The following is a 23,299-nucleotide window of genomic DNA, read 5'->3' on the forward strand; positions in this document are numbered from 1 at the left end:
GCCGGATTTTTCGGCAACGGCGGCACCGGCACTGCCCCCGCCGCCTCCGCTGCCGCCGGTGCCGCCGTTGCCGAAAAATCCGGCGGCACCGCCCGCACCGCCGACGCCTCCGATGTCACCGGGGCCACCCCTGCCGCCCGCGCCACCATTACCGCCGCTGCCGAACAGTCCGCCGGCCGCGCCGTTGCCGCCGGCACCGCCGGGGGCCTGGTTCCCGCTGTTCGCGCCCGCCCCGCCGTTACCGCCTCGGCCCCACAGCAGCCCGGCGGCCCCACCGTTGCCGCCGGGGCCGGCGGCACCCTGGTTGAGGGTCCCGGAGCCGCCATTTCCGCCGTTGCCGATCAATATCCCGGCGTCTCCGCCGTTTTGCCCGCTGCCTGCCGGCGCTGCCGCGCCGTTACCGATCAGCGGGCGACCCAGCAGGGTCTGGGTAGGGGCGTTGATGGCGTCCAACAGAAGCTGCAGGGGTCCGGCGTTGGCCGTCTCGGCGGTGGCATATGACGCCGCGCTGCTCGTGATGGCCGCGACAAACTGCTCATGGAAAGCGGCAGCTCTCAGGCTCAGCGCCTGATAGCTCTGTGCCTGTTGACCGAATAGCGCCGCCACCGCCGTCGACACCTCGTCGGCCGCCGCCGGCAGCAACCGCGTTGTGGTTGCCGCCGCGGCGCTGTTGGCCGTCCGGATGGTTGAACCAAGTCGAGCCAGATCGCTCGCTGCCGACGCCACCACATCGGGGCTGGACACCACAAAAGACACGGTCGACTCCCTGTCCTGTCCAGGCGCAACCCGAATCGGCCCGGAACCAGTCGTGCGATATTAGCGCCGCCAGATCGGCCGGTGATTGGTTTCAGCAAGCCTGCTCGCGTTGCGGGGCGCTACTGCGCGGCGCGGGTGGCCGGATGCACCGCGACAAGCCCTAATTGACTGCGGCGCTTGCACATTGCGGCCAGCTCCGCGTACGCCTTTTTGCCCAGCAACTCGGTGAGTTCGTCGGCCAGGCTTTGCCACACCTGCTTGGGGCCGACGTGTGCGGCCGGATCGCCGGTGCAGTACCAGTGCAGATCTGCCCCGCCGGACCCCCAGCCGCGGCGGTCGTACTCGGTGACGGTGGTCTTGAGGATCTCCGTCCCGTCGGGTCGGGTCACCCAGTCCTGACTGCGCCGGATCGGCAACTGCCAGCACACGTCCGGCTTCATCGTCAGCGGCGGGACTTGCAGCTTGAGGGCCTTGCTGTGCAGCGCACACCCGACTCCGCCGGGAAACCCGGGGCGATTCAGGAAGATACAGGCGTTCTTGTGTTTGCGGGTGCGGTACTGCGGCTCGCCGTCGTTCTCGTCGAGCTCCAGGTAACCCTTGCGGCCCAGACCCTTGTCGCGGAACTGCCATTCGTCCTCGGTCAGCTTCTGCACGGCGTCGTCCAGCCGGGCACGGTCGTCGTCGTCTGAGAGGAACGCCCCGTGCGAGCAGCAACCGTCGTCCGGGCGCCCGGCGACAGTGCCCTGACAGGCCGGAGTGCCGAACACACACGTCCACCGGGACAGCAGCCAGGTCATGTCGGCCGCGATGAGGTGTTCGGGATTGTCGGGGTCGTAGAACTCCACCCATTCGCGGGTGAAATCCAGATCGACCTCTTGGCCGGGCCGCCAGTTCGCCACGGGTGCAACGTTAGTCCACGATCCCGGTGACCACCGGGCACGTCGGGCCACTCGCTTTGAAGCCGTCGGCAAGGCGCTGCGCAGCGGGTCGCGAGACGGGCGCGTCGTCACCCCGACTAGTTTGAATGCGTGCGATTGGGTGTGTTGGACGTGGGCAGTAACACCGTCCACTTGCTGGTGGTGGATGCGCACCGCGGCGGGCATCCGACGCCCATGAGTTCGACGAAAGCCACCCTGCGCCTGGCCGAGGCCACCGACAGCTCGGGCAAAATCACCAAGCGCGGTGCCGACAAGCTGGTGTCCACCATCGACGAGTTCGCCAAGATCGGGGTCAGCTCCGGCTGTGCCGAGTTGATGGCCTTCGCGACCTCCGCAGTTCGGGATGCGGAGAACTCCGACGACGTGCTGGCCCGGGTCCGCAAGGAAACCGGCGTCGAGCTGCAGGTGCTGCGCGGAGTCGACGAGTCGCGGCTGACCTTTCTGGCGGTGCGGCGCTGGTTCGGATGGAGTGCCGGACGCATCGTCAATCTCGACATCGGTGGCGGCTCGCTCGAGGTGTCCAGCGGGGTTGACGAGGAGCCCGAGGTCGCGATGTCGCTGCCGTTGGGCGCGGGCCGGTTGACCCGCGAATGGCTGCCCGACGACCCGCCGGGCCGGCGCCGGGTCGCGATGCTGCGTGACTGGCTGGACGCCGAGCTGTCCGAAGCCGGCGCGACCGTCCTTGACGCCGGCGTCCCCGACCTCGCCGTGGCGACATCTAAGACCTTCCGGTCGCTGGCGCGCCTCACCGGTGCCGCCCCGTCGGCTGCCGGCCCGCGGGTGAAGCGCACCCTCACAGCAAACGGCCTCAGACAACTCATATCTTTCATCTCTAGGATGACGACCGCTGACCGGGCAGAACTGGAAGGAGTCAGCGCCGAGCGGGCACCGCAGATCGTCGCCGGTGCTCTGGTGGCGGAGGCGAGTATGCGAGCGCTGTCGATCGAACAGGTTGATATCTGCCCGTGGGCGCTACGGGAGGGTCTCATCTTGCGCAAACTCGATGCCGAAGCCGACGGGACGGCACTGGTGGAGACGTCGGTGCGGGATGCTGGACGTCAGTTAGTTGATCGGAACTCGTCTAACCGATCGAGAGGCAACAAACCATGACCGAACCAGACTCCGAGGACACCAAGCAGATCTCGGTGGCCGAACTGCTGGCCAGGAATGGAACCATCGGCGCTCCGGCGGTGACGCGCCGGCGCCGGCGTCGCCGCGGTGACGACTCGGTTACCGTCGCCGAACTGACCGGCGAGATCCCCATCATCCGTGACGACCGTCCGGCGCCGACACCGCCGCCGGCTCCGGTTGCCGCGGCGGCAAGGCCCCCGGTTGCCCCGCCGGCCGAACCCGTCGTCGAGCAGGTGCCCGAACCGGCCGTCACCACCACCGCCGACGCCGAACCCGAGCCCACGACCGCGTACTGGGCCGAACCCGAGCCACGCTGGCCCAAGTCGGAACCGCTCGCTCCCCGCAGGTCCGGGCCCGAGCGCAGCGAATACCCGCGGCCCGTGCGCCATCTGGAGGAAGTAAGCGCCGCCGCCGGGCAGCAATCCGGCGCCGACAGTATGAGTCCGGATCCGGTCGGGCACTACACCGACGCCTCGGTGGACGTCCTGGACAGTGAGATCAGCGAGGCGGAGGTGCCGGTCGAGGACTCCGCGTACGTGCGCTCGTATCTGCAGGAGTCCGACGACGGCGCCGAACACACGTTGTTCGGCGGACAGTCAATCGCCGACGAGGTGGCCCGCCGGCGCAGCGAGCGCACGGCGGTGGACGAGGGTGAGCCCGACTCCGGCGTGCAAGCGCCGGCGCGCCGCTCCGGAAGCACGGCCGCGGCACTGGGACGTGCCGCCCTGACCGTGTTGCAGTCAATCCTGGCCGTTGCGTTCGGCGCCGGTCTGTTCATCGCGTTCGACCAGCTGTGGCGATGGAACTCCATCGTGGCCTTGGTGCTCTCGGTGCTGGTGATCCTCGGTCTGGTGGTCGGCGTCCGGGTGGTCCGCAAGACCGAGGACATCGCCAGCACTTTGATCGCGGTCGCTGTGGGTGCGCTGATCACCCTGGGACCGATGGCCCTGTTGCAAACCGGTTAGGCGCCTCAGACACACAGTGCGCCCAGCAATCAAAGTCGGCTTGTCGACGGCCTCGGTTTACCCCTTGCGAACCGAGGCCGCGTTCGAGTATGCGGCCAGACTCGGCTATGACGGCGTCGAGTTGATGGTGTGGGGAGAGTCGGTCAGCCAGGACATCGACGCCGTCGGGCGGCTGTCTCGGCGCTACGGCGTGCCGGTGCTGTCGGTGCATGCCCCCTGTTTGCTGATTTCGCAGCGGGTGTGGGGCGCGAACCCGATTGTGAAGCTGGACCGCAGTGTGCGCGCCGCCGAACAGCTGGGCGCCCAGACCGTCGTCGTGCATCCGCCGTTTCGGTGGCAACGGCGCTATGCCGAGGGATTCCGCGAACAGGTCAAGGCCCTGGAAGAGTCCAGCAGCGTCATGGTGGCGGTGGAGAACATGTTTCCGTTCCGCGCCGACCGGTTCTTCGGCAGTGATCAGAGCCGCGAACGGATGCGCCGGCGTGGAGGCGGACCCGGCCCGGCGATCTCCGCCTTCGCACCGTCCTACGACCCGCTGGACGGCAACCACGCGCACTACACGCTGGACCTCTCGCACACCTCTACCGCCGGCACCGACTCGTTGGAGATGGCGCGGCGGATGGGCTCGGGGTTGACCCATCTGCACCTGTGCGACGGCAGCGGCCTGCCCGCCGACGAGCATCTCGTGCCCGGCCGCGGCACCCAGCCGACGGCCGAGGTGTGTCAAATGCTGGCCGCGAGCGACTTCACCGGTCATGTGGTGCTGGAAGTGTCCACCTCGGGAGCGCGGTCGGCCTCTGAGCGTGAAGCGATGCTGGTCGAGTCGCTGCAATTCGCCCGCACCCACTTGTTGCGGTGATATGAGCGCACTGTTCACCGCGGCCATGGCGCTGCGCGAAGTCGACTCGGGCCCGGACGGCCCGGCATTCGTCGGCGAGCTGACCGAGCACTGGACGATCGGCACCAAGCTGCACGGCGGGGTGATGGTGGCATTGTGCGCCAAGGCGGCCCGGACGGCATTCGGCGGCGACACGTTGCAGCCGGTCGCGGTGTCGGTGAACTTCCTGTCCGCCCCCGACCCGGGACCGGTGCGGCTGGTGACCGCGATCCGCAAGCGCGGCCGCCGGATCAGCGTGGCCGACGTCGAGCTGGTCCAGGGCGACCGCACCGCGGTGCACGCGGTGGTCACGCTGGGTGAGCCCGAACACCATCTCCCGGGTCACAGCGAGCCGCTGCTGTCAGCGAATCCGGTGCTGGACCTGATGGCTCCGGAACCGCCGGACGATGTCCAGCCGATCGGGCCCGGGCACCGGCTGGCCGGACTGGTGCACCTGGGTGCCGGTTGCGATATCCGCCCGCTGGTGTCGACGATGCAGCCGTCGAACGATGGGCGTCCACCGCTGATGCAGATGTGGGTGCGTCCGCGAGGCGTCGCCCCGGACGGGCTGTTCGCGCTGCTGTGCGGCGACTTGTCGGCGCCGGTGACCTTCGCGGTGGACCGCACCGGCTGGGCGCCCACCGTCCAATACACGGCGTTTCTGCGCTCGCTGCCCGTCGACGGGTGGTTACGGGTGATCGCCAGCTGCGTCGAGATCGGGCAGGACTGGTTCGACGAGGACCACACCGTCGTCGACTCCGCGGGGCGCATCGTGGTCCAGTCCCGCCAACTCGCCCTGGTCCCTCCTGCCCGGTAACGCGGGCGCTGTGTCTGGAATGCTCTCCGGCATGGCAAGAATCGCGATCATCGGCGGCGGCAGCATCGGTGAGGCATTGTTGTCCGGCCTGCTGCGGGCCGGCCGGCAAGTCAAAGACCTGGTGGTGGCCGAACGGATGCCGGACCGGGCCAAATACCTCTCGGACACCTACGGCGTACTGGTGGTGACGTCGGTCAAGGACGCCACAGAGAATGCGACGTTCGTGGTAGTCGCGGTCAAGCCGGCCGACGTCGAGGCGGTGATCGACGACCTCGCCGCCGCGGCGACAGCGGCCGAGCACGACAGCGCCGAGCAGGTGTTCGTGACCGTGGCGGCGGGCATCACGATCACCTATTTCGAGTCAAAGCTGCCGGCCGGGACGCCGGTCGTCCGGGCGATGCCCAACGCGGCGGCGCTGGTGGGAGCCGGGGTGACGGCGCTGGCCAAGGGCCGGTTCGTCAGCCCGACGCAACTGGAAGAGGTGTCCGCACTGTTCGACGCGGTCGGCGTGGTGCTGACCGTCTCCGAGCAGCACATGGACGCGGTGACTGCGGTGTCCGGCTCCGGTCCGGCGTACTTCTTCCTGCTGGTCGAAGCCTTGGTGGATGCCGGTGTCGCGGTGGGGTTGAGCCGCCAGGTGGCCACGGATCTGGCGGCGCAGACCATGGCGGGATCGGCGGCGATGCTGCTGGAGCGGATGGATGAAGGTCGCGCGCCGGTCGACGGGGAGCCGATCGGTCTGCGGGTCGATACCTCGCCGGCACAGCTGCGGGCGTCGGTCACCTCACCCGGTGGCACCACCGCGGCCGGGCTGCGGGCCCTGGAACGAGGCGGATTTCGGGTGGCTGTCGACGCGGCGGTGCAGGCCGCGAAAAACCGCTCTGAGCAGCTGAGAATTACATCGGAATAATTCAAGAAATTTGGACTGATTGTCTCTCACCAGTACCAGTAACCCCACTAGTCCCGCTATTCTCCTCTTTGTATGCACGTGTGGGTGCCAGCGGAGGGGAAGCCGCTGGCATTGCGCGGGCCTGACACGATTGGGTTGCGATGACGTCAACGAATGGGCCGTCGGCACGGGACTCTGCAGGTAAGGCGGCCGGTTCGGCCGACGCCGCGCAATCCCGGACACAGTTCCTCACCGTCGCGGAGGTCGCGGCGCTGATGCGGGTGTCGAAGATGACGGTGTACCGGTTGGTGCACAACGGTGAGCTGCCCGCGGTTCGGGTCGGCCGGTCCTTCCGGGTTCACGCCAAGGCGGTCCACGACATGCTGGAGACGTCGTACTTCGACGCCGGCTAGACATCTGCGGGAGCTTGAGACTCGCTCAGCCTGAAGATCTGCAGGAAAAGTGCGAGACGAGCCCTGCAGAACTTCAGGCTCGATGAGGACGAGGATCCACACGGTCAACGCCGGCCATCCGGCCGGTTTGGTGTTGCGCCCCCCGGGTTCGGTAAGGTAGCTGGGTCCTTTTGGGGTCTTAGACGGCCGGTGAGATAGCGGAGTTCATGGGTTCAGTAATCAAGAAGCGGCGCAAGCGTATGTCGAAGAAGAAGCACCGCAAGCTGCTACGTCGCACTCGGGTGCAGCGCAGAAAACTTGGCAAGTAAGTTCTGCCCGCGGGTACCGTCACCCGTCCGTAACGCCTCCGTTCCCCCTCGTCGCTAGGCTGTCAAGGTGGATTCGTCGAACGGCCAGGACGGTGGGGGGATCAGCGGCAGCGACACGGTGCACTACCCGAAGGTGGTGCTGGTCACTGGTGCATGCCGGTTCCTGGGCGGTTACCTGACCGCTCGCCTTGTGCAGAACCCGCTCATCAACCGCGTCATCGCGGTGGATGCGATCGCGCCGAGCAAAGACATGCTGCGCCGGATGGGCCGCGCGGAGTTCGTCCGCGCCGATATCCGGAATCCGTTCATCGCGAAGGTGATTCGAAACGGCGACGTCGACACGGTGGTGCACGCGGCGGCCGCCTCGTACGCGCCGCGATCGGGCGGCACGGCAGCGTTGAAGGAACTCAACGTCATGGGCGCAATGCAGCTGTTCGCTGCTTGTCAGAAGGCGCCGTCGGTGCGCCGGGTGGTCTTGAAGTCGACGTCGGAGGTGTACGGGTCGAGCCCGCATGACCCGGTGATGTTCACCGAGGACAGCAGCAGCCGTCGGCCCTTCCGCGAAGGGTTTGCCAAGGACAGCCTCGACATCGAGGGCTACGTGCGCGGTCTGGGCCGGCGTCGCCCCGACATCGCGGTGACCATCCTGCGGTTGGCCAACATGATCGGCCCGGCCATGGACACCTCGCTGTCGCGTTATCTCGCGGGGCCTTTGGTGCCGACGATGTTCGGCCGTGACGCCCGGCTACAGCTGCTGCACGAGCAGGACGCGTTGGGCGCGCTGGAGCGTGCCGCGATGGCCGGTCGGGCCGGCACCTTCAATATCGGTGCCGACGGGATCATCATGTTGTCTCAGGCGATTCGTCGTGCGGGCCGAATTCCCTTGCCAGTACCGGGTTTTGGCGTGTGGGCTCTCGATTCGCTGCGGCGCGCGAATCGCTACAACGAGATCAGTCGCGAGCAATTCGCCTACCTGAGTTACGGCCGCGTGATGGACACCACCAGGATGCGTTCAGAACTCGGCTACCAGCCAAAATGGTCGACGGCAGAGGCATTCGACGACTACGTGCGCGGCCGCAGCTTGACTCCCATTATCGACCCGCATCGGGTACGCTCCTGGGAGGGTCGTGCCATAGCGGTGGCGCAGCGCTGGGGTAGCCGAAATCCCATTCCGTGGGCGGGGTCGTAGATAGATTTGGGTAGATAACGTGGCGGGTGAAACCAGAGCGAATGTTATTCCACTGCACAGTAATCGGGGTCGCGTAGCGGCGCGCCGCCGTGCCGATCAACGGACCGACCAATCGCGGCAACACCCGTCGCTGCTTTCCGACCCGACTGGCCGCGCATCGGCCGAAGAGATCGCCGCCGTCGTCCGTGAGATCGACGAGCACCGCCGCGCTGCCGGCGGGTCGTCTACCGGTGAACCGTCGCTCAACGATCTCGCTCAGCGCGTCGCCGCCGTAGCCGGATTCTTCCGGCAACGACTGCTCGGCGACTACAGCGTCGACGAATTCGGATTCGATCCGCACTTCAACGACGCGATCGTTCGGCCTTTGCTGAGGTTCTTCTTCAACTCGTGGTTCCGGGTCGAAGTCAGCGGCATCGAGAACATTCCCAGCGACGGGGCGGCGCTGGTCGTCGCCAATCACGCCGGGGTGCTGCCGTTCGACGGCCTGATGCTGTCGGTGGCGGTGCACGACGAACACCCGGCGCAGCGGGATCTGCGCCTACTGGCCGCCGACATGGTGTTCGACCTGCCGGTGATCTCGTCGACCGCGCGGAAAGCCGGTCACACCATGGCCTGTACTGCCGACGCGCACAGGTTGCTTGCTTCCGGCGAACTCACGGCGGTGTTCCCGGAGGGCTATAAGGGGCTGGGTAAGCGCTTCGAGGACCGTTATCGGTTACAGCGGTTCGGCCGCGGTGGCTTCGTCTCGGCGGCGCTGCGCACCAAGGCGCCGATTGTGCCGTGCTCGATCATCGGCTCCGAAGAGATCTACCCGATGCTGACCGACGTGAAGTTGCTGGCACGTTTGTTTGGCCTGCCGTACTTCCCGGTGACGCCGCTGTTCCCGCTGGCGGGCCCGGCTGGCCTGGTGCCGCTGCCGTCCAAGTGGCGGATCGCCTTCGGTGAGCCCATCCAGACCGCCGATTACGCCCCCAGCGACGCCGAGGACCCGATGGTCACCTTCGAGCTGACCGATCAGGTGCGCGAGACGATCCAGCAGACGCTGTACCGGCTGCTTGCCGGCCGCCGCAACATCTTCTTCGGCTGAGCCCGCCCAGCCCCGCGAGCAGTCCCCCGCAAGCGGGAGGTGCCCCCAGCAAAAAGCCCCGATTTCGTTCCGAAATCGGGGCTTTCGCGTCTGCTCGCGCAGAAAGTGCGGGCTACTTCACCAGGGTGAACTGACAGACGTTGGTGTAGCCGTCGCGGAACAGGTCCGAGCAGCCGCGCAGGTACTTCATGAAGGTCTCGTACTCCTGCTCGCCCTTGAGCTCGATGGCCTTTTCCTTGTTCGCTTCCAGCGCGTCGGCCCACGTGTTCAACGTCGGCACGTAGTTCTTGCCGATGAAGTGGTGGCGCTCGATCTTGAAGCCGGCCTCGGTCGAGTAGCGGTCGACCTGCTCCACCTGAGGCAACTTACCGCCGGGGTAGATCTCCCGCAGGATGAAGCTGATGAAGCGCAGCAGGCTCATCGTGGTCTTGAGCCCCATCGCCTTACCCTCTTCGGCGGTGGGCACCACGATGGAGTGCAGCAAGAAACGACCGTCATCGGGCAGCAAGCTGTAGTACTTCTTGAAGAAGGTGGCGTAGCGCTCGTAGCCCGCATCACCGGCCCCGTCGGCGAAGTGCTCGAATGCACCCAACGACACGATGCGGTCGACGGGCTCGTCGAACAGTTCCCAGCCCTGCAGGCGAACCTCTTTGCGGCGCGGGCTGTCCATCTCGTCGAACTTCTGCTGGCAGTGGGCGAGCTGGTTCTCGCTGAGTGTCAGGCCGATGACGTTGACGTCATAGTGCTCGACGGCGTGCCGCATGGTCGAACCCCAGCCGGACCCGATGTCGAGCAGCGTCATACCGGGCTCGAGGTTGAGCTTGTCCAGCGCGAGCTTGCGCTTGGCGAACTGTGCCTCTTCGAGAGTCTTGGTCTGCGGCGCGTCGATGTCCGGGTTCTCATCGAAGTAAGCGCAGCTGTACGTCATCGACGGGTCGAGCCACAGCTTGAAGAACTCGTTGGAACGGTCGTAATGCGATTGCACCGCCTCGACCGGCGGGTGCAGCTGGGTGCCCCCCGTTGTGCCTTCTGATGTCATTAAAGTGACGCTACCTGCCGCTATCCGATGGATGCAATTGCAGCGACGGTCGCCTCGGTGTCCGCGTCGTGCTGCGCCGCTTCGCCCAGCATGGTCACCACACTGGTGATCACCGGCTTGCCTTCGCCATCCGTCACTTCACTTCGTATCTCGGCGAGGACGGTGCCGTGGGACTGGATCACCGAGTCCAGGTAGGTGTCGAAGTGCAACTCGTCGCCGACCACGATCGGGCGGTGGAACTTGAACTTCTGGTCGCGGTGCATGACCCGGGCGATGTTGATCGGGATGCTGAATTTGGTGAAGATCTCGAGCTGAACGCGTCGACCGGCGATGGCCAGAAACGTCAGCGGCGCCGGCAGCGCGTCGTAGCCCGCTTCGGCGGCAACGGCCTCGTCGTGGTGGATCGGGTTTTCGTCCTTGACCGAAAGGGCGAACTCACGGATCTTTTCGCGCCCGACCACGAAGTAGTCTTCCTGCCGGTAGTGCTTACCGATGATTCCTTCGGCTCCCTGGGGAACAGTCATGCCGCCGCTTTCCGATCGAAGAGTTAGCTCAGCGGCGCAGCTTATCAGCGCGATTGCCGGCGGGATGCCAGAGCCGCCAGCGCGCCGCCCGCCGCGCCCAGCGCCAGGGCGGACGGCACCCCGATGCGCGCGGCCTTGCGGGCGGTGCGGAAGTCGCGGATTTCCCATCCCTTCTCGCGGGCCAGAGTGCGCAGGCGGGCGTCCGGGTTGATCGCGACCGCGGTGCCCACCAGGGACAGCATGGGAACGTCGTTGTAGCTGTCGGAGTACGCCGTGCAGCGCTTGAGGTTGAGCCCCTCGCGGATCGCCAGCGAACGCACCGCATGCGCCTTCCCGCTTCCGTGCAGGATGTCGCCTACCAGCCTGCCGGTGAAGATCCCGTCGACCGATTCGGCCACCGTGCCCAGGGCGCCGGTCAGGCCGAGCCGGCGAGCAATGGTCGCCGCCAGCTCGTAGGGGGTGGCGGTGATCAGCCAGACCTGTTGGCCGGCGTCGAGATGCATCTGGGTGAGTTCGCGGGTGCCGGGCCAGATCTTGTCGGCGATGATCTCGTCGTAGATTTCGTCGCCCAGCCGCACCAGCTCGTCGACCGAGCGGCCTTCGATGAAGGCGAGGGCCTTGCGCCGGCCGGCGGCCACGTCTTGGCTGTTCTCCTTGCCGAGCACCTGAAACTTGGCCTGCGCGTAGACGAATCCGAGGACGTCTCGGTAAGTGAAGTAGTCCCGAGCGGCCAGCCCGCGCCCAAAGTGCACCGCTGAGGAGCCCTGCACCAGCGTGTTGTCCACATCGAAGAAAGCCGCGGCGGTCAGATCGACGGGCGGCTGCGGACGCTCAGTTTCGGCATCTTCGCGCAGCCCTTCCAGCGCACGTTCGGCACTAGCGTTGGCGGCCAATGCCTCCAGGTCGACGCGGCCGCTCACGGGTTCAGAGGAAGCCATGGAAGACATGCGCCAAACCTCCCAAGTCGGTGCGAGCTGTCGAGCCGACACCAACCCTATCCGCCCAGGGCGGGGCGAATGCGACACTGGTGGCCATGGTCACGTCCGCCCGCCGACCGCAGGTACAACTGCTGACCCGCGCCGGCTGCCCGATCTGTGACCGGATGCACACGCAGTTGGCCGAACTGGCCCAAGAGCTCGACTTCGACCTCGCCAGCATTGACGTCGATGCCGCCGCGCAGGCCGGAAAGCCTGAGCTACGGGCCGAATTCGGCGATCGGCTGCCGGTGGTGCTGCTCGATGGTCGGGAGCACAGCTACTGGGAGGTCGACGAACCGCGGTTGCGGGCTGATCTCGCCGTCCCGCGACCGTGAGCGCTCGATATTTGGTAGCCCACCTGACAACCGTCTACCGTAGGTAGTAGTTCACTTTCCAAAGCTGCAAGGGAGCGGGCCAGGTGATGCTGCCGTGAGCATCCTGCTCTTCGGGGTTTCGCACCGCAGTGCGCCGGTCTCCGTGCTGGAACAACTCAGTATCGACGAGTCCGATCAGATCAAGATCGTCGACTCGGTGCTGCAGTCGCCGCTGGTGAGCGAGGCCATGGTGCTCTCGACGTGCAACCGCGTCGAGGTCTACGCCGTCGTCGAGGCGTTTCACGGCGGGCTGTCGGTGATCGGCCAGGTGCTGGCCGAATACTCCGGGTTGCCGATGGGCGACCTGACCAAGCACGCCTACGTCCGCTACAGCGAGGCCGCCGTCGAGCACCTGTTCGCGGTGGCCAGCGGTCTGGATTCGGCGGTGGTCGGCGAGCAGCAGGTATTGGGGCAGGTGCGCCGCGCCTATGCCAGCGCCGAGGCCAACAGCGCGGTCGGGCGGGTGCTGCACGAGCTGGCGCAGCGCGCGCTGTCGGTCGGTAAGCGGGTGCACTCCGAAACCGCGATCGACGCCGCCGGCGCCTCAGTGGTGTCGGTCGCCCTCGACATCGCCGAACACAAGCTGGGCACACTCGCCGGCAAGACCGCCGTGGTGGTCGGCGCCGGAGCGATGGGCGCCCTCGCGGCGGCCCACCTCACCCGGGCCGGCATCGGCCGGGTGCATGTGCTGAACAGGTCCTTGGCCCGGGCCACGCGGCTGGCGGACCGCATCGAGACCTCGGGCATACCGGCCGAGGCCCTGACGCTGGATCGGGTGGCCGACGCGCTGGCCGACGCCGATGTGGTGGTCAGCTGTACCGGGGCGGTCAGCCCGGTGGTGTCGCTGGCCGACGTTCACCACGCTCTCGTGAACGCACGCCGCGACGAGGCGGCGAAGCCCCTGGTCATCTGCGATCTCGGCATGCCCCGCGACGTCGACCCGGCCGTGGCCGGGCTACCCGGCGTCCTGGTCGTCGACGTGGATCGGGTGCAGCACGAACCGTCGGCGCACGCGGCGGCGGCCGACGTCGACGCCGCCCGCCACATCGTCGCCGCCGAAGTCGCGGCCTATCTGACCGGCCAGCGCATGGCCGAGGTCACCCCGACCGTCACCGCGCTGCGCCAGCGGGCCGCCGACGTCGTCGAGGCGGAGCTGCTGCGCCTGGACAACCGGCTGCCCGGCCTGGCCTCCGCCGAGCGGGAAGAGGTGGCCCGCACGGTCCGGCGGGTGGTGGACAAGCTGTTGCATGCGCCCACGGTGCGGATCAAGCAGCTGGCCAGTGCGCCGGGTGGCGACAGTTACGCCGAGGCGCTGCGCGAGCTTTTCGAACTGGAACAGACCGCTGTCGACGCCGTTGCCACAGCCGGTGAATTGCAAGTTCTGGCAACGGAATTCGAAAATCCTTCGGCCGAGTGACCGATTGACGCACGTGATCCGGATAGGCACTCGGGGCAGCCTGCTGGCCACCACTCAGGCCGCTACCGTCAGGGACGCTCTCATCGCCAATGGCCATTCCGCCGAGTTGGTGACGATCAGCACAGTCGGTGACCGGTCGTCGGCGCCGATCGAAGAGTTGGGTGTGGGCGTCTTCACCACCGCGCTGCGCGAGGCGATGGAGCAGGGCCGCGTCGACGTCGCGGTGCACTCGCACAAGGATTTGCCCACCGCGCCCGATCCTCGGTTCACCATCGCCGCCATACCGCCGCGCAACGACCCGCGCGACGCGCTGGTGGCCCGCGACGGGCTGGTGCTGGGGGAGTTGCCGGCCGGTTCGCTGGTGGGAACCTCCTCGCCGCGACGGGCCGCACAGCTTAGAGCATTGGGTCTCGGTTTGGAAATCCGCCCCCTACGAGGCAACCTAGATACCAGGTTGAACAGGGTGAGTAGTGGTGATCTTGACGCCGTCGTGGTGGCCCGGGCCGGGTTGGCCCGACTGGGTCGTCTCGACGACGTCACCGAGACGCTAGAGCCGGTGCAGATGTTGCCAGCACCTGCTCAGGGCGCTCTCGCCGTCGAATGCCGATCCGACGACAGTCGCTTGGCGGCTGTGTTGGCGGAACTGGACGACGCCGACACACGTGCGGCGGTCACCGCGGAGCGTGCTCTGCTCGCCGAACTGGAGGCCGGTTGCTCGGCACCGGTGGGCGCGATCGCGGAAGTGGTCGAGTCCATCGATGAGGAGGGGCGGGTCTTCGAAGAGCTGTCGCTGCGTGGCTGCGTGGCGGCACTCGACGGATCCGATGTGATCCGCGCGTCCGGAATCGGCACCTCCGATCGGGCACGGGAGTTGGGCCTCTCGGTCGCCGCGGAGTTGTTCGAACTGGGTGCCGCAGAGTTGATGTGGGGAGCGCGGGAAGACCCCGCGCGAGGAAGTTGAAAGAGACTTGGGAGCGACAACGATGACGCGAGGGCGTAAGCCGACACCGGGCCGCATCACTTTTGTGGGCTCCGGTCCAGGCGACCCCGGGCTACTGACCACCCGGGCTGCCACGGTGCTGGCCAATGCCGCCCTGGTCTTCACCGACCCCGATGTGCCGGAGGCGGTGCTGGCGCTGATCGGTAAGGATCTGCCACCGGTATCCGGCCCGGCTCCCGCCGAGACGGTGCCCGCCAGCTCCGATACCGCGGCCGGTTCGTCGAGTCCGGAAACCGCCGCCACGGTGATCTCGGAAGGCCCCGACATCCGTCCTGCGCTGGGTGACCCCGCCGAAGTCGCCAAGACCCTGACCGCAGAGGCCCGCTCGGGCGTCGACGTGGTCCGGTTGGTGGCCGGCGACCCGCTGTCGGTGGATGCGGTGATCACCGAGGTCAACGCCGTCGCCCGCGCCCACCTGCATGTCGAGATCGTCCCCGGCCTCGCCGCCACCAGTGCGGTACCGACCTACGCCGGGTTGCCACTGGGTTCTTCGCATACCGTCGCCGACGTGCGGGGCGACGTGGATTGGGAGGCTTTGGCCGCCGCCCCCGGCCCGCTGATTCTGCAGGCCACCGCGTCGCACCTGGCCGATGCCGCGCGCACCCTGATCGACCACGAGCTGTCCGACAGCACGCCCTGCGTGGTGACTGCGCAGGGCACCACCTGCCAGCAGCGTTCAGTAGAGACCACCCTGCAGGGCCTGACCGACCCCGCCGTCCTGGGCGGTGGGACCGACCCGGCCGGTCCGCTGACCGGGCCGCTGGTGGTGACCATCGGCAAGACGGTGGCCAGCCGGGCGAAGCTGAACTGGTGGGAGAGCCGGGCGCTGTACGGGTGGACCGTCCTGGTGCCCCGCACCAAGGACCAGGCCGGTGAGATGAGCGAGCGGCTGACGTCCTACGGCGCGCTGCCCATCGAGGTGCCGACCATCGCCGTCGAGCCGCCGCGCAGCCCCGCCCAGATGGAGCGCGCGGTCAAGGGCTTGGTGGACGGCCGCTTCCAGTGGGTGGTGTTCACCTCGACCAACGCGGTGCGTGCGGTGTGGGAGAAGTTCGGCGAGTTCGGTCTGGACGCGCGTGCGTTCTCCGGCGTGAAGATCGCCTGCGTCGGCGAGTCGACCGCTGACCGGGTGCGGGCATTCGGGATCAGCCCCGAACTAGTGCCCTCCGGCGAGCAGTCCTCGATGGGCCTGCTCGACGAATTCCCGCCCTACGACAGCATTTTCGACCCGGTGAACCGGGTGCTGCTGCCGCGCGCGGACATCGCCACCGAGACGCTGGCCGAGGGCCTGCGCGAGCGCGGCTGGGAGATCGAGGACGTCACCGCCTACCGGACCGTGCGGGCCGCCCCGCCGCCGGCGTCCACTCGGGAAATGATCAAGACGGGTGGCTTCGACGCGGTGTGCTTCACCTCCAGCTCCACCGTGCGCAACCTGGTCGGCATCGCCGGCAAGCCGCACGCGCGGACCATCATCGCCTGCATCGGACCCAAGACCGCCGAGACGGCGGCCGAGTTCGGCCTGCGGGTGGACGTCCAACCGGAAACCGCCGCGGTGGGCCCGCTGGTCGACGCGCTGGCCGAACACGCCGCCCGGTTGCGGGCCGAGGGCGCGCTGCCGCCGCCGCGCAAGAAGAGCCGCAGGCGGTGACTTACCTTGCGTTGACTCTGCATGAGTGGCGCAAACGTGCGAGTAACCTACGCCCTCGACGCAGAGTCACCGGACAAGAATGAGGCAGCGACCGCGCCGGCTCCGCTCCACCCCGGCCCTGCGCCGGTTGGTGGCGGAAACCTCCCTGGAGCCAAGGCATTTGGTGCTGCCGATGTTCGTCGCCGACGGTATCGACGAACCGAAGGGCATCTCGTCTATGCCCGGCGTGGTGCAACACACCCGCGACTCGCTGCGCAGCGCCGCCGCCGACGCGGTGGCCGCCGGGGTCGGGGGGCTGATGGTTTTTGGTGTGCCGCGTGAGCAGGACAAGGATCCGGCCGGTTCGGCCGGCACCGATTCCGACGGCATCCTCAACCTGGCATTGCGGGATCTGGCTAAGGATCTCGGCGACGCGACCGTCCTGATGGCCGACACCTGTCTGGACGAGTTCACCGACCACGGGCACTGCGGTGTGCTTGACGAGCGTGGCCGGGTGGACAACGACGCGACGTTGCATCGCTACGTGGATTTGGCTGTGGCGCAAGCGGAGTCGGGTGCGCACGTAGTGAGCCCGAGCGGCATGATGGACGGTCAGGTGGGCGCGATCCGGGATGGTCTGGACGAGGCAGGTTACTCCGACGTCGCGATCCTGGCGTATGCCGCCAAGTTCGCCTCGGCGTTCTACGGCCCGTTCCGGGAGGCGGTGGCCTCCAGCCTGTCCGGTGACCGGCGCACCTATCAGCAGGAGCCGGGCAACGCCCGTGAGGCGCTGCGTGAGGTCCAACTCGACCTGGATGAAGGCGCCGACATCGTGATGGTGAAGCCCGCGCTCGGGTATCTGGACGTGCTGGCGGCCGCGGCGGAGATCTCGCCGGTCCCGGTGGCCGCCTATCAAGTTTCGGGGGAGTACGCGATGATTTGTGCGGCGGCGGCTAATAATTGGATCGATGAACGTGCCGCGGCGCTGGAGTCGTTGACCAGTATTCGACGTGCGGGGGCAGATTTCGTGCTGACTTACTGGGCCGCCGAGGCCGCGGGGTGGCTGGCGTGACGGAGGCTCACATGGAATCAACACCCGAACGCCGCGATAAGCGGCTGTTCTACGAATCCGGGGCCAGCTGGTACTGGGTGCTGGCGGGGCCGCTGTCGGCGGCGTCGCTGATCTACATCCAGCACGTCAACCACGTCCCGATTTCCTTGCTGGTGCCGTCCGTCTTCCTGGTGCTGGTGTCGGCGTTCGTGGCGCTGCAGGTCAAGGCGGCCCGTATCCACACCTCGGTCGAGTTGACCGAGGACGCGTTGCGGCAGGGCACCGAGACCATCCTGGTGCGCGAAATCGTGAAGGTGTTTCCCGAAGCGGAGAACTCGGTGAAGTCCGACAAGCCCCTGGCCAAGTGGCAGTCGGCCCGGGCGTTGGGCGAACTGGTGGGGGTGCCGCGGGGCCGCTACGGCATTGGCCTGAAGTTGAGCGGTGGACGGACCGCCCAGGCCTGGGCGCGCCGTCACCGCCATCTGCGTGACGCGCTGACCCCACTGGTCGAGCAGCGGATGGGCCCTTACGTGGCCGAGGTCGCCGACGAACTGGACCCGCACGACGACGACAACGAGTCGATCCTGTGACCGCCCGCGCAGTCGTGGAGCTCGGGTTGGCCGCCGTTGCCCTGGTGGCGACGGGATTCAGCTGGTTGCAGACCCGTTCGACAGTCGCGGTGGCGCCGGTGGCCGACGGGCAGCCGGCCACCATGTCGGTCGTCTACGACCCCCAGCAACTGGTGCTGACGTTGTTGTTGGCGACGGTCGCCGGTGTTCTCGTGGTGGTCGGCGTGACGCGGCTGCGGCGGTCTACGCGGACTTCTTGACCAGCGGCAGGACCAGCTGGCGGCGCCAGTTGATGCCGTCGGCGAGATAGCGCAGCGCCTCGTGAACCGAACCGGTCACCGGATACGGCGCCTCGGCGGACTCGCCGAGCAGCATGCCGACAACGGGGTTGGTGACGATCATCCATTCCACACCGGCGCCGCGGCATTCCTCGTCGAGCACGCAGAACAGTGCCATTCCGGCCGACGAGAAATGGGTGACCGCACTCAGGTCGAGTACCACGGGATTGTCGCTCAGCACGAAACGACGAATGTGCTCGCCGATCTGGTCGACGTTGACGGCGTCGATCTCACCGCTGATGGTCACCACGGTGGCCAGGTGGCGGCAATGTGCTCGTATCTGGGCGCCGTTACACTCGGCGGTGCTCGAAACGCGTCCTGTGATCGCGGTAGTCATCAAAGAGCCCCATTCCCCGTCGGCGCGCCGTCCACACCCTGCTCTCTAAGGTGCCCCCGAAACCTAAGGGGACCGGTAGCCGCGACTAACTCTTTGCTAAGAAGCGGCTTGTCGACCGCCTCAGCGGCCCCGCTGTTAGGCTGCCGGTTGCTAGTCGGGGGGCAGGTTGACGCAACGAACACCAGATAGCAAGAGTCCAGGCGGAAAGAACCTCGTGCGCAGCAAAGAGATGAAGGCCGAGATCCGCGGGGAGATCAAGGCCCTGACCGGTCTGCGCATCGTGGCCGCGCTGTGGGTGGTGTTGTTCCATTTCCGGCCGATGCTGACCGACGTGTCGCCGGACTTTCGCGAGAATCTGGCACCGGTGCTCAATTGCGGCGCCCAGGGCGTGGACCTGTTCTTCATCCTCAGCGGTTTCGTGCTGACCTGGAATTACCTCGACCGCATGGGCGGGGAATGGTCGACGCGCGCCACCGTGCACTTCTTGTGGCTGCGGCTGGCCAGGGTGTGGCCGGTGTACCTGCTCACCATGCATCTGGCCGCTCTGATCGTCATCCTCAGCCTGCATGTCGGGCACGTGCCGTTACCCGAGGTCAGGGACCTCACCGCGATCAGCTACGTGCGACAGGTGCTGCTGGTCCAGTTGTGGTTCGAGCCGTACTTCGACAACACCTCCTGGGACGGGCCGGCCTGGTCGATCAGTGCGGAATGGTTGGCTTACCTGTTATTCGGGGTGATCGTGCTGGTGATTCTGCGGCTGGAGCGCACGACCCGGGCGCGCAGCCTGATGGTGCTGGCCTTCGCGGCATGTCTGCCGCCGGTGGTGTTGTTGTTGGCCAGCGGCTACTTCTACACGCCGTGGAGCTGGCTGCCACGCATCGTCACTCAGTTCGTCGCCGGCGCACTGGCGTGTGCGGCGGTGCGCAGGCTGCGGCTGAGTGCTCGCGCCCGGCATGTCGCCGGGTACCTGTCGCTGGTTCTCGTGGTCGTGATGGTGGGGATCCTCTACTGGTTCGACGCGCATCCGATCAGCGGTGTGGTGGACAGCGGCGGCGTGGTGGACGTGCTGTTCGTGCCGCTGGTGATCACGCTGGCGATCGGCCTGGGCAGCCTGCCCTGGGTGCTGTCGACCCGGCTGATGGTCTACGGCGGGGAGATCTCTTTCTGTCTGTACATGGTGCACGAATTGGTGCACACCGTCTGGGGCTGGGCGGTGCTGCAGTTCGAGCTGACCCCGCAGGACAACCCGTGGAAATGGAACGTCATCGCGCTGATCGTGATCGCGCTGCTGATATCCAGCCTGATGTACCACTTCGTCGAAGAGCCGGCCCGCCGGTGGATGCGCCGGATGATCGGCGCCAGGGCCGCGCCGGCGGGCACCCAGCCCGACGACTCGCCGATCACCAAGCGGCATCCGATCGACGGCGCGCTGTCCGAGGTTTCCTCGCGCGCGGGCTGAGGCCAGCTGACGGTGCCGGCCTCGACGGCGTCATTGAGTCAGGCCCGGCCCGCCGTAGCCGCGGGCGAGGTCTGGTCTGGGGGAATGCCTGGGGTCAATGACGTGTGGCGCAGGGCGTAGGCGATCGCCTCCTCGGTCGACAGGCCCCTGCCTTCGGTCCATGCGCGGTCGAATTCCTTGTCTCCCAGAGCTTCTCGCAGGGCCGACACCGCTGCTTGGTAGCCCTCGTCGTAGACCTTGAATCGCGCGGCGCCGATGCGCTGCCAGATGGCGTGTGCCGCGCCGAAGAGGCGGGCGGCTTCGTGGTGGTTGTCTTCCCTGACCGCCAGCGGTGCGAGGCACTCCAGAATGTTGGGGATGCCCAGGTGCGACCTTATTTCGGCGCCCAGGGTGAGCGCGCCGCGTGCATCACGGTGGGCCTGTCCATATTCACCCGTCGCGATCGCCACACGCGCGCGCAGTGTCAGCATCCAGACCGAATACCAGCCGGACAATGTCGGGACGGCCTCGTCGGCCAGGCTTCGGGCGACGGACAAGTCCCCGTCCACCAACGCGGACTCCACATTCCAAATGCGCTGTACCGCCACTGTCGTGCCGACGACGGTGGTGTGTTGGCGACCTGCCTCGCGCGTCTGGTGGACCGCTGCCGCGTCCCCGGCGGCGAGGCTGGCAAACCCCAGCACCACGTACCCGAACGCCGCGAACCGCCCGCCGAGTTCGAGACCACCGTCAAGTGTCTCCTCAGCCGCCGCGCGTGCTGCGGCGACTTCACCTTGGTAGGCCCGTGCGATGGCTTGAGTCCCCAGACTGACCACCCTGGAGATCTCGTCGTGTGCCGCTTCGGCCTCGACCACGACGCGGCCCAACTCTGTGATGGCTCCGGCCACATCGCCCTGGATCATCTGCGCATAGCCCAGCCAGTGGCGGCACTGACGAGAATGGAACTTGTCGCCGATCGAATCGGCGAGATCGCGTCCTTCTCGACCGGCCGCCTGTACTGCTGAGGGATCGCCCGCGATTGCTCCGGCTCCCGCCTCCCATGCGAGGACCTGGCTCAGTCGCCATCGGTCATCCAAGGTGCGAGCCAGCCCGATCGCCTCGGCGAAGTATTTCTGGGCCAGCGCAGTGTTGTAGCGCTGGCCGGCGCAGAAGCCGCAGGCGGTCAATGCCCGCGCGAGCAGTGCCGGTTCATCGAGTTCTCGGGCGATGGTCAAGGCCTGTTCGGCCTGATCCAAGCTGTCGACATCGCCCATCCAGGCATCGAGGACCGCCTTGTCGGCAAGCGCCCTCGATTGCACGGCGGGCGCTACCTGGGTGTGGTGCGCACCGAGGTCGGTCAGCGCCGCGTCGAACCATGCACGCCCTTCTCTCATGCGCCCGCGCGTGAACCACAGCGCCTGTAGCGATGAGACGATGCCGAGCGCGGACTCGATATCGGCGAACTCGCGGCTGCATCCGAACGCAGCGCGCAGGTTGTCGATCTCGATCTCGGCCTGCTCGAGTCGCCGCTCATAATCGCTGCCTGCCGGGGCGTCCAGCACCGCGACCAGCGCGGTGTAGTGATCACGGTGACGCGCGCGCGCCGCATCGGCCTCGCCACACTCGCTCAGCTTCTCGGCCGCGTACTGGCGTACGGTTTCCAGCAGCCGGTACCGTGTCCGCCCCCCGCTGTCGTTGGCCGCCACCAGCGATTTGTCGACCAGCAGACTCAGTTGATCGAGCACGTGATAATTTTCGGCGCCGCCTGCGACCGCCTGGGCTGCGGCCAGATCGAAGCCGCCCAGGAATACCGCCAGTTGTCGAAATAGCATCCGCTCGGACTCGGTCAACAACGCATGCGACCAGTCCACCGAGGCACGCAGAGTCTGCTGGCGTCGCACCGCTGATCGGGAACGACCCGTCAACAGCCGGAAGCGGTCGTGCAGGCTGTCCAGGATCTCTGCCAGAGACAGTGACCGTACCCGCGCTGCCGCGAGTTCGATCGCCAGCGGCAGCCCATCCAGCCGCTGACAGATCTCGCTCAGCACTCCGGCACTGGTATCAGTGACCGCGAAATCCGGCCGCACATGCCGAGCCCGGTCCGCGAACAACTCGATGGCTTCGTCGGCGAGTGCTAACGGGGGCACCCGCCAGTCCATTTCGCCGGCTACCGCTATCGGCTCTCGGCTGGTTGCCAACAATCTCAAGCTTGAAGACTCGGCCAGCAGGTCGACGATGAGCGCTGCGCTCGCGTCCAGCAGATGCTCGCAGTTGTCCACCACTAGGAGCATGTGGCGCCCGCTGACATACCGGGTCAGCGTGTCCATTGTGGACCGCCCGGGGTCGTCGGCCAGACCCAGTGCGCGGGCTACCGCGATCGGCACCACGTCCGCCTCGGTGATCGGTGCCAGATCCACGTACCACACCCCGTCGGCAAACTCGTCCGCGACCACGGCTGCGACCTGCACTGCCAATCGGGTCTTACCCACCCCACCGGCCCCCGTCAGCGTCACCAGCCGCTCGTCACTCAGCAACTGGCGCACCCGCGCCAGCTCTGCTTCGCGACCCACGAAACTGGTGAGTTGCATCGGAAGGTTGTGCGCCGAGACCGGTCTGGGCGTGCGCAGTGGCGGGAAGTCGTTGCGCAGCTCGGGGTGACACAACTGCACGATCCGCTCGGGGCGTGGCAAGTCCCGAAGCTGATGGGTGCCCAGATCCGTTGTCCATGCGCCCTCGGGCAGTCGGTCGATCACCAGATCGCTTGTGATTGCCGACAGCACCGTCTGACTACCGTGGGCCAGATCACGCAGCCGCGCCGTGCGGTTGATCGTCGTGCCGGCGTAGTTATCTGCGCCTCGCAGCTGGATCTCACCGGTGTGCAACCCGATTCGCAACCGGATTGGGGCCAGGACGGATCGCTGCAACTGGAGGGCGCACGCCACCGCGTCGGAAGCTCGCGCGAACGCGACCAGAAAACTGTCACCCTCACCCTGCTCGACCGGGCGCACCCCGTGGTGAGCGGTGATCACATCGGTGACGGTTTGGTTGAGCCGCGCTATGGCAGCGGTCATCCTTTCGGGTTGCGTCTCCCACAGCCGCGTCGAGCCCTCGACGTCGGCCAACAACAGCGTCACCGTGCCCGTCGGCAAGAGTTCACTCATGCCAAGATCGCTCCACTACACCGTCGGCGCTTCTGCGCAGGCGTCGATCTGCATCATGCTAACCAGCAGGCGGCCAC

At 67.1% G+C, this 23,299-nt stretch carries 24 protein-coding genes; 17 read left to right on the forward strand and 7 right to left on the reverse strand.

The window, feature by feature from the left end:
- Both AWC08_RS29860 and AWC08_RS29865 read right to left on the reverse strand, forming a co-directional pair.
- Positions 1–756, reverse strand: a 756-nt coding sequence (locus tag AWC08_RS29860) for a PE family protein (protein WP_142283899.1), incomplete at its 3' end; no start/stop codon positions are given.
- A gap of 119 nt (positions 757–875) precedes the next feature.
- Positions 876–1,655 (reverse strand): DUF3109 family protein, encoded by a 780-nt coding sequence (locus AWC08_RS29865; RefSeq protein ID WP_069435647.1) that lies wholly within the window; start codon positions 1,653–1,655, stop codon positions 876–878.
- 129 nt (positions 1,656–1,784) lie between these two features.
- On the opposite strand from AWC08_RS29865, the gene AWC08_RS29870 reads away from it, so the two are divergent.
- From AWC08_RS29870 to AWC08_RS29910, 9 genes are all read left to right on the forward strand, one after another.
- Positions 1,785–2,804: a Ppx/GppA family phosphatase gene (locus AWC08_RS29870; protein WP_065132272.1), complete on the forward strand. Its 1,020-nt coding sequence runs from the start codon at positions 1,785–1,787 to the stop codon at positions 2,802–2,804.
- Positions 2,801–3,790 (forward strand): hypothetical protein, encoded by a 990-nt coding sequence (locus AWC08_RS29875; RefSeq protein ID WP_065132271.1) that lies wholly within the window; start codon positions 2,801–2,803, stop codon positions 3,788–3,790. Before AWC08_RS29870 ends, AWC08_RS29875 begins: the two co-directional genes overlap by 4 nt.
- A 16-nt stretch (positions 3,791–3,806) precedes the next feature.
- Positions 3,807–4,649: a sugar phosphate isomerase/epimerase family protein gene (locus AWC08_RS29880; protein ID WP_065132270.1), complete on the forward strand. Its 843-nt coding sequence runs from the start codon at positions 3,807–3,809 to the stop codon at positions 4,647–4,649.
- A gap of 1 nt (position 4,650) precedes the next feature.
- The gene (locus AWC08_RS29885; RefSeq protein WP_069434956.1) at positions 4,651–5,484 is read left to right on the forward strand and encodes a thioesterase family protein; all 834 of its coding nucleotides are present in this window, start codon (positions 4,651–4,653) and stop codon (positions 5,482–5,484) included.
- Positions 5,485–5,515: 31 nt separating this feature from the next.
- Positions 5,516–6,394: a pyrroline-5-carboxylate reductase gene (gene proC / locus AWC08_RS29890; RefSeq protein WP_172835201.1), complete on the forward strand. Its 879-nt coding sequence runs from the start codon at positions 5,516–5,518 to the stop codon at positions 6,392–6,394.
- A gap of 140 nt (positions 6,395–6,534) precedes the next feature.
- Positions 6,535–6,786 carry a cell division/environmental response transcriptional regulator gene (locus AWC08_RS29895; RefSeq protein ID WP_065044559.1) on the forward strand — a complete coding sequence of 84 codons (252 nt, stop codon included), beginning with the start codon at positions 6,535–6,537 and terminating at the stop codon, positions 6,784–6,786.
- Positions 6,787–6,992: 206 nt separating this feature from the next.
- The gene (locus AWC08_RS29900; RefSeq protein WP_003402602.1) at positions 6,993–7,094 is read left to right on the forward strand and encodes a 30S ribosomal protein bS22; all 102 of its coding nucleotides are present in this window, start codon (positions 6,993–6,995) and stop codon (positions 7,092–7,094) included.
- A gap of 67 nt (positions 7,095–7,161) precedes the next feature.
- Positions 7,162–8,283 (forward strand): SDR family oxidoreductase, encoded by a 1,122-nt coding sequence (locus tag AWC08_RS29905; protein ID WP_065135430.1) that lies wholly within the window; start codon positions 7,162–7,164, stop codon positions 8,281–8,283.
- A 4-nt stretch (positions 8,284–8,287) separates the two neighbouring features.
- Entirely contained in the window at positions 8,288–9,370 is a 1,083-nt protein-coding gene (locus AWC08_RS29910) for a lysophospholipid acyltransferase family protein (protein ID WP_142283900.1), read from the forward strand.
- Between the two features lie 112 nt (positions 9,371–9,482).
- On the opposite strand, the gene AWC08_RS29915 is transcribed toward AWC08_RS29910, so the two are convergent.
- From AWC08_RS29915 to AWC08_RS29925, 3 genes are read right to left on the reverse strand one after another with little or no spacing between them, the layout of a single operon-like run.
- Complete coding sequence (locus tag AWC08_RS29915; protein WP_065135432.1) at positions 9,483–10,409, reverse strand: cyclopropane mycolic acid synthase family methyltransferase; 927 nt, start codon at positions 10,407–10,409, stop codon at positions 9,483–9,485.
- A 20-nt stretch (positions 10,410–10,429) separates the two neighbouring features.
- Entirely contained in the window at positions 10,430–10,933 is a 504-nt protein-coding gene (locus AWC08_RS29920) for an FAS1-like dehydratase domain-containing protein (RefSeq protein WP_065135433.1), read from the reverse strand.
- Positions 10,934–10,977: 44 nt separating this feature from the next.
- Entirely contained in the window at positions 10,978–11,871 is an 894-nt protein-coding gene (locus AWC08_RS29925; RefSeq protein WP_065135434.1) for an HAD family hydrolase, read from the reverse strand.
- Between the two features lie 95 nt (positions 11,872–11,966).
- Here AWC08_RS29925 and AWC08_RS29930 point away from each other — a divergent pair, with 95 nt between their 5' ends.
- From AWC08_RS29930 to AWC08_RS29960, 7 genes are all read left to right on the forward strand, one after another.
- Positions 11,967–12,245 carry a glutaredoxin family protein gene (locus tag AWC08_RS29930; protein ID WP_065135444.1) on the forward strand — a complete coding sequence of 93 codons (279 nt, stop codon included), beginning with the start codon at positions 11,967–11,969 and terminating at the stop codon, positions 12,243–12,245.
- 94 nt (positions 12,246–12,339) lie between these two features.
- Positions 12,340–13,701 (forward strand): glutamyl-tRNA reductase, encoded by a 1,362-nt coding sequence (locus tag AWC08_RS29935; protein WP_069434955.1) that lies wholly within the window; start codon positions 12,340–12,342, stop codon positions 13,699–13,701.
- 13 nt (positions 13,702–13,714) lie between these two features.
- Positions 13,715–14,662: a hydroxymethylbilane synthase gene (gene hemC, locus AWC08_RS29940; RefSeq protein ID WP_065135436.1), complete on the forward strand. Its 948-nt coding sequence runs from the start codon at positions 13,715–13,717 to the stop codon at positions 14,660–14,662.
- Between the two features lie 22 nt (positions 14,663–14,684).
- Positions 14,685–16,349 carry a bifunctional uroporphyrinogen-III C-methyltransferase/uroporphyrinogen-III synthase gene (locus AWC08_RS29945; RefSeq protein WP_065135437.1) on the forward strand — a complete coding sequence of 555 codons (1,665 nt, stop codon included), beginning with the start codon at positions 14,685–14,687 and terminating at the stop codon, positions 16,347–16,349.
- Between the two features lie 79 nt (positions 16,350–16,428).
- A complete protein-coding gene (gene hemB, locus AWC08_RS29950; RefSeq protein WP_082986514.1) occupies positions 16,429–17,400 on the forward strand; it encodes a porphobilinogen synthase in 972 nt (323 codons plus the stop codon).
- 11 nt (positions 17,401–17,411) lie between these two features.
- Complete coding sequence (locus tag AWC08_RS29955) at positions 17,412–17,969, forward strand: DUF3093 domain-containing protein (protein WP_065135446.1); 558 nt, start codon at positions 17,412–17,414, stop codon at positions 17,967–17,969.
- The gene (locus tag AWC08_RS29960) at positions 17,966–18,208 is read left to right on the forward strand and encodes a hypothetical protein (RefSeq protein WP_065135438.1); all 243 of its coding nucleotides are present in this window, start codon (positions 17,966–17,968) and stop codon (positions 18,206–18,208) included. Before AWC08_RS29955 ends, AWC08_RS29960 begins: the two co-directional genes overlap by 4 nt.
- Here the strand turns inward: AWC08_RS29960 and AWC08_RS29965 are convergent.
- Complete coding sequence (locus AWC08_RS29965; protein WP_065135439.1) at positions 18,192–18,623, reverse strand: STAS domain-containing protein; 432 nt, start codon at positions 18,621–18,623, stop codon at positions 18,192–18,194. The two genes, AWC08_RS29960 and AWC08_RS29965, sit on opposite strands and share 17 nt — an antisense overlap.
- A gap of 229 nt (positions 18,624–18,852) precedes the next feature.
- Here AWC08_RS29965 and AWC08_RS29970 point away from each other — a divergent pair, with 229 nt between their 5' ends.
- The gene (locus AWC08_RS29970; RefSeq protein ID WP_069433493.1) at positions 18,853–20,082 is read left to right on the forward strand and encodes an acyltransferase family protein; all 1,230 of its coding nucleotides are present in this window, start codon (positions 18,853–18,855) and stop codon (positions 20,080–20,082) included.
- Between the two features lie 38 nt (positions 20,083–20,120).
- On the opposite strand, the gene AWC08_RS29975 is transcribed toward AWC08_RS29970, so the two are convergent.
- A complete protein-coding gene (locus tag AWC08_RS29975) occupies positions 20,121–23,222 on the reverse strand; it encodes an ATP-binding protein (RefSeq protein ID WP_069433476.1) in 3,102 nt (1,033 codons plus the stop codon).
- Positions 23,223–23,299: the final 77 nt, after the last annotated feature.

Origin of the sequence: Mycobacterium gordonae, assembly GCF_002101675.1 — a bacterium.
GTDB classification, from domain to species: Bacteria; Actinomycetota; Actinomycetes; order Mycobacteriales; family Mycobacteriaceae; genus Mycobacterium; species Mycobacterium gordonae.

Excerpts from the sequence above, each read along its gene's own strand:
- AWC08_RS29875 (WP_065132271.1), top strand. The coding sequence starts at position 2,801 with ATGACCGAACCAGACTCCGAGGACACCAAGCAGATCTCGGTGGCCGAA.
- AWC08_RS29885 (WP_069434956.1), top strand. The coding sequence starts at position 4,651 with ATGAGCGCACTGTTCACCGCGGCCATGGCGCTGCGCGAAGTCGACTCG.
- proC (WP_172835201.1), top strand. The coding sequence starts at position 5,516 with ATGGCAAGAATCGCGATCATCGGCGGCGGCAGCATCGGTGAGGCATTG.
- AWC08_RS29895 (WP_065044559.1), top strand. The coding sequence starts at position 6,535 with ATGACGTCAACGAATGGGCCGTCGGCACGGGACTCTGCAGGTAAGGCG.
- AWC08_RS29900 (WP_003402602.1), top strand. The coding sequence starts at position 6,993 with ATGGGTTCAGTAATCAAGAAGCGGCGCAAGCGTATGTCGAAGAAGAAG.
- AWC08_RS29915 (WP_065135432.1), bottom strand. The coding sequence starts at position 10,409 with ATGACATCAGAAGGCACAACGGGGGGCACCCAGCTGCACCCGCCGGTC.
- AWC08_RS29920 (WP_065135433.1), bottom strand. The coding sequence starts at position 10,933 with ATGACTGTTCCCCAGGGAGCCGAAGGAATCATCGGTAAGCACTACCGG.
- AWC08_RS29925 (WP_065135434.1), bottom strand. The coding sequence starts at position 11,871 with ATGGCTTCCTCTGAACCCGTGAGCGGCCGCGTCGACCTGGAGGCATTG.
- AWC08_RS29930 (WP_065135444.1), top strand. The coding sequence starts at position 11,967 with ATGGTCACGTCCGCCCGCCGACCGCAGGTACAACTGCTGACCCGCGCC.
- AWC08_RS29945 (WP_065135437.1), top strand. The coding sequence starts at position 14,685 with ATGACGCGAGGGCGTAAGCCGACACCGGGCCGCATCACTTTTGTGGGC.
- hemB (WP_082986514.1), top strand. The coding sequence starts at position 16,429 with ATGAGGCAGCGACCGCGCCGGCTCCGCTCCACCCCGGCCCTGCGCCGG.
- AWC08_RS29955 (WP_065135446.1), top strand. The coding sequence starts at position 17,412 with ATGGAATCAACACCCGAACGCCGCGATAAGCGGCTGTTCTACGAATCC.
- AWC08_RS29965 (WP_065135439.1), bottom strand. The coding sequence starts at position 18,623 with ATGACTACCGCGATCACAGGACGCGTTTCGAGCACCGCCGAGTGTAAC.
- AWC08_RS29970 (WP_069433493.1), top strand. The coding sequence starts at position 18,853 with ATGAAGGCCGAGATCCGCGGGGAGATCAAGGCCCTGACCGGTCTGCGC.
- AWC08_RS29975 (WP_069433476.1), bottom strand. The coding sequence starts at position 23,222 with ATGAGTGAACTCTTGCCGACGGGCACGGTGACGCTGTTGTTGGCCGAC.